This is a genomic window from Hominenteromicrobium sp., assembly GCF_046974225.1.
GTDB lineage: Bacteria > Bacillota > Clostridia > Oscillospirales > Acutalibacteraceae > Hominenteromicrobium > Hominenteromicrobium mulieris.
On sequence record NZ_JBKWAE010000005.1, the window covers coordinates 98,458 to 111,139 of the forward strand.

The 12,682-nt window shown below is 51.8% G+C and carries 13 protein-coding genes; 9 read left to right on the plus strand and 4 right to left on the minus strand.

Annotation, left to right across the window (positions count from 1 at the left end):
• The first annotated feature begins 24 nt into the window (after positions 1-24).
• The 6 genes from ACLTX1_RS05550 (at position 25) to ACLTX1_RS05575 (ending at position 5,405) form a co-directional block, all read left to right on the plus strand.
• Entirely contained in the window at positions 25-792 is a 768-nt protein-coding gene (locus tag ACLTX1_RS05550; RefSeq protein ID WP_308449877.1) for a carbohydrate ABC transporter permease, read from the plus strand.
• Positions 793-809: 17 nt separating this feature from the next.
• A complete protein-coding gene (locus ACLTX1_RS05555) occupies positions 810-1,037 on the plus strand; it encodes a hypothetical protein (RefSeq protein ID WP_308449876.1) in 228 nt (75 codons plus the stop codon).
• A 127-nt stretch (positions 1,038-1,164) separates the two neighbouring features.
• Positions 1,165-1,854, plus strand: a complete 690-nt coding sequence (locus ACLTX1_RS05560; RefSeq protein ID WP_343284841.1) for an alpha/beta hydrolase — start codon at positions 1,165-1,167, stop codon at positions 1,852-1,854.
• A gap of 17 nt (positions 1,855-1,871) precedes the next feature.
• Positions 1,872-2,714, plus strand: a complete 843-nt coding sequence (locus ACLTX1_RS05565; protein ID WP_308449874.1) for a Nif3-like dinuclear metal center hexameric protein — start codon at positions 1,872-1,874, stop codon at positions 2,712-2,714.
• A 20-nt stretch (positions 2,715-2,734) separates the two neighbouring features.
• On the plus strand, positions 2,735-3,691 hold the full coding sequence (locus tag ACLTX1_RS05570) for an adenylylsulfate kinase (protein WP_308449873.1): 957 nt from the start codon (positions 2,735-2,737) through the stop codon (positions 3,689-3,691).
• 10 nt (positions 3,692-3,701) lie between these two features.
• Positions 3,702-5,405: a glycosidase gene (locus tag ACLTX1_RS05575; RefSeq protein ID WP_343284767.1), complete on the plus strand. Its 1,704-nt coding sequence runs from the start codon at positions 3,702-3,704 to the stop codon at positions 5,403-5,405.
• A gap of 126 nt (positions 5,406-5,531) precedes the next feature.
• Here ACLTX1_RS05575 and lexA read toward each other — a convergent pair whose 3' ends face one another.
• On the minus strand, positions 5,532-6,116 hold the full coding sequence (lexA, locus tag ACLTX1_RS05580) for a transcriptional repressor LexA (protein ID WP_176821133.1): 585 nt from the start codon (positions 6,114-6,116) through the stop codon (positions 5,532-5,534).
• 498 nt (positions 6,117-6,614) lie between these two features.
• Here lexA and ACLTX1_RS05585 point away from each other — a divergent pair, with 498 nt between their 5' ends.
• The 3 genes from ACLTX1_RS05585 to ACLTX1_RS05595 all read left to right on the plus strand — a co-directional run bounded on the left by ACLTX1_RS05585 (position 6,615) and on the right by ACLTX1_RS05595 (position 8,788).
• Entirely contained in the window at positions 6,615-7,394 is a 780-nt protein-coding gene (locus tag ACLTX1_RS05585; protein ID WP_412330593.1) for a peptidoglycan DD-metalloendopeptidase family protein, read from the plus strand.
• A gap of 175 nt (positions 7,395-7,569) precedes the next feature.
• Positions 7,570-8,010: a MarR family winged helix-turn-helix transcriptional regulator gene (locus ACLTX1_RS05590; protein WP_308449870.1), complete on the plus strand. Its 441-nt coding sequence runs from the start codon at positions 7,570-7,572 to the stop codon at positions 8,008-8,010.
• A 1-nt stretch (position 8,011) separates the two neighbouring features.
• On the plus strand, positions 8,012-8,788 hold the full coding sequence (locus ACLTX1_RS05595; RefSeq protein WP_343284770.1) for a sulfite exporter TauE/SafE family protein: 777 nt from the start codon (positions 8,012-8,014) through the stop codon (positions 8,786-8,788).
• Between the two features lie 74 nt (positions 8,789-8,862).
• Here the strand turns inward: ACLTX1_RS05595 and ACLTX1_RS05600 are convergent, their stop codons facing one another.
• The 3 genes from ACLTX1_RS05600 to ACLTX1_RS05610 are packed head-to-tail and all read right to left on the minus strand — an operon-like array spanning position 8,863 to position 12,668.
• Positions 8,863-9,516, minus strand: coding sequence for a V-type ATP synthase subunit D (locus ACLTX1_RS05600; RefSeq protein WP_395506659.1), 654 nt, complete (start codon positions 9,514-9,516; stop codon positions 8,863-8,865).
• A gap of 6 nt (positions 9,517-9,522) precedes the next feature.
• Positions 9,523-10,896 carry a V-type ATP synthase subunit B gene (locus ACLTX1_RS05605; protein WP_308449868.1) on the minus strand — a complete coding sequence of 458 codons (1,374 nt, stop codon included), beginning with the start codon at positions 10,894-10,896 and terminating at the stop codon, positions 9,523-9,525.
• Positions 10,896-12,668, minus strand: a complete 1,773-nt coding sequence (locus ACLTX1_RS05610; RefSeq protein ID WP_176821139.1) for a V-type ATP synthase subunit A — start codon at positions 12,666-12,668, stop codon at positions 10,896-10,898. Before ACLTX1_RS05610 ends, ACLTX1_RS05605 begins: the two co-directional genes overlap by 1 nt.
• Positions 12,669-12,682 lie beyond the last annotated feature (14 nt).

The following is a 12,682-nucleotide window of genomic DNA, read 5'->3' on the forward strand; positions in this document are numbered from 1 at the left end:
TCCCTCACGGATGAACAAACACTTATGCTGAACGGTTATTCCTTCTTTCCGGAAAAATTCAGTGCGGATGCTTATACGTATATCTTTAAAACAGGAAAAACGGTTTTGCGCGCGTATGGCATTACCTTCTTTGTAACGGCAGTCGGTACAGTCTGCAATGTATGCATGACGGTATGCCTGTCTTATCCGCTTGCACGCCCGGGCCTCAAAGGTCGAAATGCGATCGCATTCTTTGTGTTTTTTACGATGCTCTTTAACGGCGGTCTCGTGCCGACGTACATTATGTATTCGCAGTTCTTTCATATTCGCGATACGATCTTTGCCCTTTTGATCCCGAGTTTTCTGATGAGTCCGTTTAACGTAATTCTAATGCGCAATTACTTTAAAACGAATATCCCGGATGCAATCATCGAAGCCGCAAAGCTGGACGGCGCAAGTGAACTGCGTACGCTCGTCAACGTCGTATTGCCTATGTCAACACCGATCATCGGAACGATTGGTCTGATGTCCGGTCTGGCTTACTGGAACGACTGGACGAACGGTCTGTACTACCTTGTAAAACGTACGGATCTGTACAGTATTCAGAACGTTCTGACGAATATGCTTAACAACATTCAGTTTCTCAAAACCGCAACGCAGCTGCAGGGCATCAATATTGAAATGGGTACACTTCCGAGCGTCAGCATCCGTATGGCAATCGCAGTTGTGGCTGTTATCCCGGTCATGATCGTGTATCCGTTTATTCAGAAATCTTTCGTCAAAGGCATCGTCATTGGCGGCGTCAAGGGTTGATAAAAAGGGGAAAGAGCATGTCTGACTGGAAAAAATATATGGAACAAAGTGATGCTTACGCAGCGTCGCTCTGTAAAAAATCGCATAAAGTCTACGATGTAGATCCTTATGTTATGGTTTTTGAAGATGAAGATGTGCCCGGTATTTTTCATATCTATTATGATGCACACAGCAAGGGCGCAAGTGCGTGGATGCACCTGATTGTCGGACATGCGACGATCGTTTATACAAATGATCGTATTTAACGCGTTTTAAAAAACTGCTTATTTTGGAGGTAAAAGTATGGCACAAATCCATTGCAATTTCTTTTCGTATTCACTTTGTCACGGCGTTGATATCGAAGTGACGCTTCCGTCTTTTACATCCTGCAATATGGATGATCCGCATACACACAGCTTGCCGGGGAAGTTCCCGGTTGTATATTTGCTGCATGGTAAGGGAAACGACTATATGTCTTGGCTCCGCTATACAAGCGTTGAGAGATATGCAGAAGAAAAAAGGATTGCTATCGTTACATTCTCTGTCGGAAACAAGGCGTATATGAATGATGATATGGGCGACAATTACTACGATTTCCTGAATCAGGAACTTCCTGAATTTGTTGAAGCCTATTTCCCGATTTCCGACAGTCCGAAGGATCGCTATATTGCGGGCCTTTCCATGGGTGGCTACGGCGCGTTGCTGCACGGCATTGAGAATCCGGACCGGTACAGCGCGATTGGTGCCCTTTCGCCGGCCGTATTCTCGAAAAAGGATATGGAAAGCAAAAAGACGAAGGGGCCGCAGTGGGTGGATCTTTACGCTGCGACAGAAAAAGCTGTGGCAGAGGGTAAGAAGCTGCCGGATCTCTTTCTGAGCATCGGCGACAGAGATTTCCTTTATAAGAATGTGCAGGAATACCATAAATTTGTTGAACCAATCTGGAAGAGCGGCCGGCTGCGCTATGATGACCTGCCCGGTTATGAGCACGAATTTGCCATTTGGGATCTTGAAATCAATAATTTCCTCGACTGGATCGACAGAGGGGATGTCTACAAGAAGATGGGTGCCAACAAAGTGTAAAGCAAAGGAAGACGGCAATGAAAATTTCAGAAATCATTGATAAATTAGAAGCATATCACGGACCGCTGGAGCCGGAGCGCAGAACGTGCGACATCGTGCAATACGGCGATCCGGATCAGGTCTGCACAGGAATCGTGTTGTCCTGTTGCCCAACGGCAGAGGTCATTCGTAAAGCTGCTGAGCTGGGGTGCAATTTAATCATCGGCCATGAGCCTCTTTTCTACGACGGATGGAACGAGACCGATTGGCTTCAGGATAACTGTGTGTATCAGGCAAAAAAACAACTTCTTGACCGTCTCGGTATCGTTGTATATCGCGATCACGATCATATCCACAATCATAGACCCGACGGTATCTTTTCCGGGTTGGCTAAAATGCTCGGCTGGGAACAGTATCAGGAGACGGAAAACTATTTTCCGGGAACTGCGTACCACTTGCCGCTCACTACGGTCCGCGCGGTGGCGGAGCATGTTGCGCATACCATGCAGATTGACGGAATTCGCATTATAGGAGACCCTGAAATGCCTGTGGAGCGCGTAGCTATCGTCGGACATTTTTTCGGAACGGACTGGGACAGGCAAAATATACAGCTCATTGAAAAAATGAATTGCGATTTGATCATTCCCGGTGAGGTGATCGATTGGACAATCGGCGAGTATGTGCAGGATGCAAATACTTTGGGAATCCGACGTGCGCTGCTGAATGTCGGGCACTTCAATTTGGAAGAACCCGGAATGCGGTATATGGCACAGTGGTTGCCGAAAGTGCTTGCGTGTGATCTTCCGATCCATTTTGTACAATCCGGTAACAGTTTTAGCTGGCTTTCGTTCAAAAAGGCAGAAGAAGGCAAGAGATTATAAAAATATGGAGGTAAGTAAACTTGACTGCAGATTTGATGTTGACGCTTGAAAAAGCCATGCAGGCATGGCAGCCCCCGGAAATTCCGGAAGATATTCCGCAGGGAGATACTCCGGGAGACAAAATATGGATTGGACCGCAGCAGAAAGAAAAAGCCGCAAAGATTTTTCCGGTAGTTTTACCTATGCTGCGCGAAGTTCTGGAAAAATCACCGGCAAAACGAGCGGTTATTACGGTGTGCGGTGGATCCGGCGTGGGAAAAACGGGTATTTCGTCCCTTTTAACATACTATTTTAATCAACTCGGAATCGGGTGCTATACGCTGTCCGGCGACAATTACCCTCGTCGTATTCCTTCTTTGAATGACGCGGAGCGTATGCGAATTTTCCGTTTAGCAGGCATACGCGGTATGCTGGAACAGAATGTTTATACCCCGGATGCTGCACGTGAACTTAAAGTACTGCAGGAAGCGGAAACGGACTCTGCGTCAAAAGAAGCAGACAGATACCCGTGGCTGACCGTATATCAAAAATCCGGTCGAAAGGCGTTGGCGGAATATCTCGGTTCCGAACAGGAACAGGAGTTTGATGAACTGTCCAAAACGCTGACACAGTTTAAAAGCGGTGCGGATAAGATATGGCTGAAAAGAATGGGCCGCACGGAGACGGAGCTTTGGTATGAAGAAAAGAATTTTCGGAATATTTCGGTGATTATTCTCGAATGGACGCACGGCAATTGCGGAAAGTTTGACGGTGTGGATATTCCGATCCTGCTGAACAGTACACCGGCTGAAACGAGAGAATACCGTCTGCTTCGTGCTCGAGATGCAAATACAGATACGCCGTTTATTGCTATGGTTTTGGAGATAGAGCAGGGTATGTTAGAAAACCGAGCACAAGCTGCAAAAATTATCTTGTCAAAATCCGGCGACTTTTTAACTTACGAACAGTTTAAGCGGCAAATGGACGCCGGCCGATAGGAGATATTGTATGTGTGACGGTGATTTCTGCCTTGGCCCGATGCTGAATGCTTATCCTGACAGCTTGGGCGGCACATTAAAGGAATGTATATCGTTTTTGGAACAGCCGGAAATGAAGGACGTATTTTCTTCGTTCTATATTCTTCCAAGCCTGTTCAACACCGATCTGGATCGCGGATTTTCTGTTATAGACTATCGACTCAATGACTTGCTGGCAGAACAAACGGATCTCGATGCGCTGCGCTCAATGGGAATTGACTTGAAGTTGGATTTTGTACTAAATCATGCTTCGGTGCTTTCCGAGCAATTTCAGGATATACTGAAAAACGGGGAACAATCCCTCTATCGTGACTTCTTTATAGATTGGAACAGATTTTGGGCAGGTCATGGAACGATGACCGAGGAGGGATATATCCGGCCGGACCCCGAACTGCTGCAAAATATGTTTTTCCGTAAACCCGGCTTGCCGATTTTAATGGTGAAGTTTCCTGACGACAGCAATGTTCCGTATTGGAATACTTTCTATCAGGAAGTTGTCTATTCCCATGTAGATGCGCAGGACTTTATGGCAATCACACACGGAAAATATGCTCCGGCAGTTCGGTTGGCTTCTTTGGTCAATGCGGCTGTCGAGCAGGGCAAATGGCCCGAGCAGACGGAACTTGGTCAATTGGAGGTGTATCGCGGTGCGGTGGTTGACTTCATGGAAAGAAATCGTCGATATTTGGGTCAGATGGATCTGAATATCCGTTCACCGCTCGTTTGGGAATTCTACAAAAATACGCTGCAAACACTTGCCGGTTACGGCGCAAAAATCGTTCGTCTGGACGCCTTTGCCTATGCACCGAAAGAGCCGGGTGCACGGAATTTCTTGAATGATCCGGGAACATGGGAGTTGCTCGGCAAGGTGACAGATTTGGCAAAACCGCTGGGTATCACGCTTTTGCCGGAGATACATGCCAGCTATGCGGAGGGAACATACCGCACGATTGCAGAAAAAGGGTATATGGTGTATGACTTTTTCCTACCCGGATTATTGCTGGATGCACTTGAACGAAGGTCCGGAGAAGTTCTTGTACAGTGGATACGGGAAATCTGTGACCGCAAAATGCTGACTGTTAATATGTTGGGCTGTCATGATGGTATTCCGTTGTTGGATTTAAAAGGGTTGCTTTCGGAAGAAAGAATCCAAAGCCTCATTGATACAGTGGTGTCCCGTGGTGGATATGTGAAAGATCTGCACGGCGCAAAAAACGTATACTATCAAGTAAATGCCACGTATTACAGCGCGCTGGGAGAAGATGACAAAAAAATGCTTCTGGCACGGGCAATACAGCTTTTCATGCCGGGCAAACCGCAGGTTTGGTATCTGGATCTGTTTGCCGGTCGTAATGATCATGCTGCCGTTCAAAGGGCGGGTGCCGGTGGGCATAAAGAAATCAACCGCACGAACCTGACATGCTCTGATATAGCTGCCGGAATGAAAAAGCCGATTGTGCAAAAACAAATCGAGCTTTTGCGGATGAGAAACCGGTTTCCTGTTTTTTCTGCAAATGCAAAAATCGTGGCTGAAGTGAACGGAACAAAAATGGATATTCGTTGGCAATCCGGCTCCGAAGAAGCGGTTCTCCAAACAGATTTCGGCGATTATTCCTTCTCTGTCTCCATTCGAGATACGTCTTCCGATACAGAATATTTCAAGTACGATTCGTAATGTGTATGGCGATTTAGCCGGAATTGAAAATAAGATGCACTGAGAGGTACGATTTTATCAAAAAAGTCTTGGCGACTGTTTGCAGCTCCTGCTGTGTCGCCAAGACTTTCTTTATGCTTTTAAAGCTTAATAATACCGAATGACCGCGATAACCTTGCCGAGAATGGTGATTTCATCGGAGATGATGGGCTCGAAATCCGGGTTTTCGGGCTGGAGACGGAACGTGCCCTTCTCCTTATAGAAGCGCTTCACGGTGGCTTCATCGCCGATCATGCCGACCACGATCTCGCCGTTTTCCGCCACGGGCGTTTTCTCTGCGATGACATAGTCGCCGTCCAGAATGCCGGCGTTGATCATGCTCAGGCCGTCCACGTGCAGCGCGAAAAGCTCCTTGCCGCTTTTGTCCGGGTAGGGAATATAGCCCTCAATGTCTTCCACGGCCAGAATGGGCAGACCGGCCGTCACCTTGCCGAGAATCGGCACCTGCTTTGCGGCAGATGCGCCCACAATGTGAATGGAGCGATTCAGGCCCGCATCGCGTGTGATATAGCCAAGCGCCTCCAAAGATTTCAAGTGGGAATGCACCGTAGAGGTGGAGCGCAAACCGGTCGCCGCGCAGATCTCACGCACAGAGGGCGGCACGGCACGTTCCGCCATGGTGGAGCAAAGATAGTCATATACAAGCTGCTGGCTTTTCGTTAAACTCGCCATATGCGATTCCTCCGTTTTAATACAATATCAGTCCCGTAGAAATGGGCAGTTCTTTAATTAAAACCATTGTATCATATATTTTCGAAAAATGCAAACGATTGTTTGCTTTTTCTGCGGATTTTCTCGAAAAAAGCGTTCATAAATGCGTTCCAAAATCTTTAACGTTTATTCATGGCTATTTAACAACTCTTTTTGAAACCGCGGTATAATATAAGCGTATTCAGAAGAAAAGGAACCGCACCTTTCTTGGATACATGTTCTACCCTCCTCAATATACCCCTCAAGCTAAAAGGAAGAAGGACCGAGCCGCATCGGTCCTTCTTCCTTTTGTATAATGGTATTTTCAGCGCGGAGAAGTGCCGATTTTGCACAGCATTGAAACTGAAAGTTTCCGTCTGCCGAAAATCCGCGGACTGAAGTATAGTTGCATATTTTTCTCAAACCCGCCCATACTACGGGTAAAGAAACCCAATGACGCTAAAAACAGGAGAGAAAAATATGGCTATGCACTTTAAAAAGCAGGAAAAAACCGAAGCGGAGCGCAAAAAGAGTACGGAGCGGCGCGGGTTTTACCTTGCGCTTGCCGTGTGTCTGACGGCCATCGGCATTGCGGCGTGGAGCACATACGATACCGTTTCCGGGTTCTTGGAGCCCACAGGGAGCGAGAGCAGTGCGTCTTCCGCCGCGTCCACACCGCGCCCCACGCCTGAAACATCCGTCCCCGTAGACGATGACCCGGAGAGCGCCGTTTCTGCGGGCCACGCGCAGGGCACTGTGCCGGAGGTCTCCGCAAGCACAGAAGCGGAGCCGCAGGAAGTGAACGCTCCTGCAGAAGAAACGCCCGTCGAAGAGACCGCTGCCGAGCCGACGTATACGGTCAGCGAAACGCTTACCCGACCGGTGCCGGGGGAGGTCATGACGGAGTTTTCCGATACGCCGGTATACTCCGAAACGATGCGCGACTACCGCGTACACGCGGGCACGGATTACACCGCGGCGCACGGCGAAACCGTGCACGCCTGCGCAAACGGAATTGTAAAAGAGACGCATACGGACATGCTGCGCGGGAATATGATTGTGATAGAGCACGGCGATTACGAAGTGCGCTATTGCGGACTCGGTGAAACGTTCCTCGTGCATGAGGGCGACGTCGTCACGGCCGGGCAGGACATCGGCAGCGTGACCGCCGCGCCGTTTGAGTCCGCGCTCGATTCCCACCTGCATATCGAAGTCACCAGAAACGACGAGCCAGTAGACCCGGAATCTGTTTTCGGTTAAAATTGAGCCAAACTGCCCCCGGCATCGTTTTAGGGGCGCGCAGCCTCGGTGTAAAAATGCACCGGGGCTGCTTTTTGCTGCTCAAAAATATTTTGCTGTTTACAATTTGTTACTTGATTTTTCTGGTTTCTCGTTCTATAATATAGTTCAAAATAGAACGAAAGTAAGTGAGTATATGATCTTTTGGGAGCGGCAAAAATCTCTTACGGCGTTTTACGAAGCGTGCACAAAGCCGGTGCGTGATGCATACGACCTGACGCAGATGCAATTCAATATTTTAATGTTCCTGCACAATAACCCGCAGTTTGATACGGCGGGAGATTTAGTCAAAACGCGCCACCTCACAAAATCGCACGTTTCAACGGCGTTAAAGGAACTTGAAGCGCGCGGGTGGATTGAAGCGCATTACGCTGCGGGCAACCGCAAAAGTCAACATTTACGCATCACGAAAAGCGCCGAAGCCGTCATCGCGGCGGGAAAAGCGGCGCAGGAGGTGTTCGGCAAGCAGCTTTTTAAGGGCTTCACGCCGGGAGAAACCGAGCAGTACAAAGTGCTGTTTGACAAAATGTGCGAAAACGCCGCAGAAGGCTTAGCGGAAACGGAAAGGATGAACTGATATGGAGCTTTTAGCCAAAATCCTCGTCTGCTTTTTGGCGGGCGCGGGCGCAGGCATCGGCACAGGCTTTGCGGGCATGAGCGCCGCCGCGGTCATCGGGCCAATGCTTATGACGTTTCTCGGCGTCCCGGCGTATCAGGCGGTCGGCATCGGCCTTGCAAGCGATGTCTTGGCCAGCGCCACAAGCGCGTGGACATATAAGAAGCATAAAAATCTTGACGTCAAAAACAGCCTGCCGCTGCTCATCGGCGTGCTTGTTATGACATTAGTCGGCAGTTTTGTCGCAAGTCTCCTGCCGGAGCGCGCCATGAGCGGCACCATGCAGATCGCCATGATCTTCATCGGCTTGCGTTTCCTCCTAAAGCCGGTCAAAACGACCAAAGAGCAAATGGCTGCGGCCACGCCGAAGGAACGCCTCATCAAATCCATCGTCGGCGGTGTCCTCGTCGGGTTTATCTGTGGCTTCGTCGGCGCGGGCGGCGGCATGATGCTGCTGTTCGTTTTGACGTCGTTTCTCGGCTATGAGATGCACATGGCGGTTGGCACCAGTGTGTTCATCATGGCGTTCACTGCGCTGACCGGTGGCATCAGCCACTTCGCCATCGGCGGCATGCCGGATGTCACATGCCTCGTTCTCTGCGTCGTTTTCACGCTCCTTTGGGCGAAGATTGCCGCCGCCATCGCAAACCGCGCCAGCGCCGTCACTCTGAACCGCGTCGTCGGCATAGTCATGATCCTCACCGGCATCGTGATCTTGCTTGTGAATTATGTATTTTAATAAGTAATCTCCTCCATAAAAACGAGACCTCCGAAGCACGCTTTGGCACTTCGGGGGTCTCGTCTGTTTAAGCTTTAATACTCATAATGATGCGCTTCTTTCAGCATCATGTCTTTCACCTTCATCAGGCGGATCTGGGTGGAGCGCTCGTTTTCGTCAAGCTTCATCGTGATGTACTTGATGTTCGTCTGCAGCTCCGGGATCATGACGTGCTCCAGCGCGTTGACGCGACGGCGTGTCTTTTCAATCTCTGCCGCCATCAACTGGCAGGATTTTTCCACTTCCGCCAGCTTCAGCATTTTCGGGAAGACCTCGGAAAGCGAAAGGATCGCGTCGTCAAGGTCGCCGGTCGTAAAGGCGAAGCCGTAGGAGTACATGTCGTTCTGGTCCGGTGTACGCGTCTTAAAGTCAAAATCCGGAATCTCCACGCTCATCACGTTCTGCGTGCCGGCGGAAATCGTCAGTTCCTGCTTCGGCGCAAGCAGCGCGGTGTTCAGCATTTCGTCCGGCATACCGGCGCGCGCCAGCATGAAGTTCCGGTTAGCGGAGACGAGCGCCGTTTCCACTTCTTCGCGCAGCGCTTTGTTTTCGCGCACCTTATCGAGGAACTGGCGCATCAGCTCGTCGCGCTTATCCTTCAGAAGCTTGTGCCCGCGCACGGCGGTGACGAGCTTCTTTTTCAGCCGCGTCAGCTCCATTCTGGTGGGGTTTACCTGGGTGCCTGCCACCGCGCATCACACCTTTCCGTAATACTGGTCGAGGTACTTGTCGTCGATTCGCTTCAGTTCGCTTCTGGGCAGGATGGAAAGCAGCTTCCAACCGAGCTCCAGCGTGTCTTCAATGTCGCGGTTCGTGTTATAGCCCTGCGAAACATACTCGTTTTCAAAGGCGTCCGCAAACTTCGCGTACAGCTTATCGATGTCCGTCAGCGCGGCTTCGCCGAGGATGACCATGAGCTCCTTGGCTTCTTTGCCGCGTGCATAGGCGGCAAACAGCTGGTTCATGGTGCTCGCGTGGTCGGCACGAGTCTTGCCCTCGCCGATGCCCTTATCCTTCAAACGGGACAGCGACGGCAGAACGTCAATCGGCGGCGCGATATTCTTGCGGTACAGCTCACGGCTTAAGATAATCTGCCCCTCGGTGATGTAGCCCGTAAGGTCCGGGATCGGGTGGGTCTTGTCGTCTTCCGGCATTGTTAAAATCGGGATCAGTGTGATGGAACCCGTCTTGCCGTTCTGGCGGCCTGCGCGCTCGTACAGGGACGCTAAGTCCGTGTACATATAGCCCGGGTAGCCGCGACGGCCCGGCACTTCCTTACGTGCGGCAGAGACCTCACGCAGCGCGTCCGCGTAGTTTGTAATATCCGTCATGATGACGAGAACATGGTAGTTCTTTTCAAAAGCGAGGTATTCCGCAGCAGTCAGCGCCATGCGGGGTGTTGCGATACGCTCAATGGCCGGGTCGTTTGCAAGGTTTACAAACATGACCGTGCGGTCGATGGCGCCCGTCTCGCGGAAGCTTTCGATGAAGAAGTTTGATTCCTCGAACGTGATACCCATAGCCGCAAACACAACGACGAACGGGTCGTTCGTGCCGCGCACCTTAGCCTGACGTGCAATCTGTGCGGCAAGCTGGGCATGGGGCAGACCGGAAGCAGAGAAGATCGGCAGCTTCTGGCCGCGCACCAGCGTGTTCAGACCGTCGATGGCCGAAACACCGGTCTGGATGAATTCCTGCGGGTAGTTGCGGGCCGCCGGGTTCATCGGCAGACCGTTGATGTCGTCGCGGCGGTCGGGCAAAATCTCCGGGCCGTCGTCAATGGGGCGGCCGAGGCCGTCGAAAATACGACCCAGCATGTCTTCGCTTACGCCCAATTCCATCGTTCTGCCGAGGAAGCGCACGCGGCTGTTCGAAAGGTTGATGCCGGTGGAGCTTTCAAAAAGCTGCACCAGCGCGTTGCCCTCGTTAATTTCCAGCACCTTGCAGCGGCGCTTTTCACCGTTTGCAAGTTCAATTTCCGCCAGCTCGTCATACGTTACGTTTTCAACGCCCTTTACGAGCATCAGAGGACCTGCGACCTCCTGTATGGTTCTGTATTCCTTTGGCATCAGAAGTCCTCCTTGTTTTCAATGGCTTTGTCAATCTGCTGAGAGAGCTCTGCGCAGATCGCATCGTATTCCGCGGAGACCCGGTCGTTCGCCGTGTATTTAAAGCGGCCTATTTTTTCGCGAACAGGCAGCGCGATGAGGTCGTCCACCTTCGCGCCCTTGTCGAGCGCCGCAACGCACTGGTCGTAGAAGTGAACGACCAGCAGCATCATGTCGTGCTGCTTTTCAAGGCTTGTGTACGTGTCCGTCTCATGGAATGCGTTCTGGTGCAGGAAGTCTTCACGAATGGAGCGTGCAGCCTCCAGCTTCAAGCGGTCAGGCGCGGAAAGCGCGTCCATACCGACAAGCTTTACAATTTCCTCAAGCTCTGCTTCGTCCTGCAAAATGCGCATCAAACGCGCACGCAGATCCATCCAGTCCTCCGCTACGTTCGTGTTGAACCAGTTCGCCATCGTGTCCACATAAAGGGAGTAGGAGGTCAGCCAGTTCACGGCGGGGAAGTGGCGCTTATACGCAAGGTTTGCATCAAGGCCCCAGAAGACCTTGACAATACGCAGCGTCGCCTGTGAGACCGGCTCCGAAATATCGCCGCCCGGAGGGGAAACGGCGCCGATAACGGAAAGCGCACCCTCGCGGCTGTCGCTGCCGAGCGTAATGACGCGGCCGGCACGCTCGTAGAACTGTGCCAGACGGCTGCCGAGGTACGCCGGGTAGCCTTCTTCGCCCGGCATCTCTTCCAGACGGCCGGACATTTCACGCAGTGCCTCCGCCCAGCGGGAGGTGGAGTCTGCCATGAGGGCTACGGAATAGCCCATGTCACGGAAATACTCCGCAATGGTGATGCCGGTGTAAATGGACGCCTCACGCGCCGCAACCGGCATATCAGACGTGTTTGCGATGAGCACGGTGCGCTTCATCAGCGAATACCCGGTTTTCGGGTCAACGAGCTCCGGGAACTCGTTTAAAACGTCGGTCATCTCGTTGCCGCGTTCGCCGCAGCCGATGTACACAACGATGTCGGCTTCCGCCCACTTTGCAAGCTGATGCTGCACAACGGTCTTGCCGCTGCCGAACGGACCCGGTACGGCCGCTACGCCGCCCTTTGCAATCGGGAACAGCGTATCGATAACGCGCTGGCCGGTGATGAGCGGCATATCCGGCGAAAGCTTTTTCTGGTACGGTCTGCCGCGGCGGACAGGCCACTTCTGCATCAGCGATACGTTCACACTGCTGCCGTTCGGCGTGTCAATGACCGCCACGGTGTCCGTTACGGTGTATTCACCGGCAGAAATGGAGCGGATTGTGCCGCGCACGCCTGCCGGTACCATAATCTTGTGCAGCACGATCTCAGTCTCCTGTACGGTGCCGAGAATGTCGCCGCCTTCTACTTCGTCGCCTACCTGTTTAAGGGGCGTGAAGCTCCATTTTACATCGCGCTTTAAGGAGGGAACCTCCACGCCGCGCTTTAAGTTGTTGCCCGTCATTTCCATAATGGCGGTCAGCGGGCGCTGAATACCGTCGTAAATGGAGCTGATAAGGCCCGGCCCGAGTTCAACGCTCATCGGCTCGCCGGTGGATTCCACAGGCGCACCCGGCCCGAGACCGGAGGTCTCCTCGTAAACCTGAATGGAAGCCTCGTCTCCGTGAATTTCTATGATCTCGCCGATCAGTCGCTGGTCGCTGACGCGCACAACGTCGAACATGTTCGCGTCGCGCATACCGCCTGCAACTACGAGCGGACCGGCTACTTTTTTGATTGTGCCTTGGCTCATGTGCTTAGTCACCC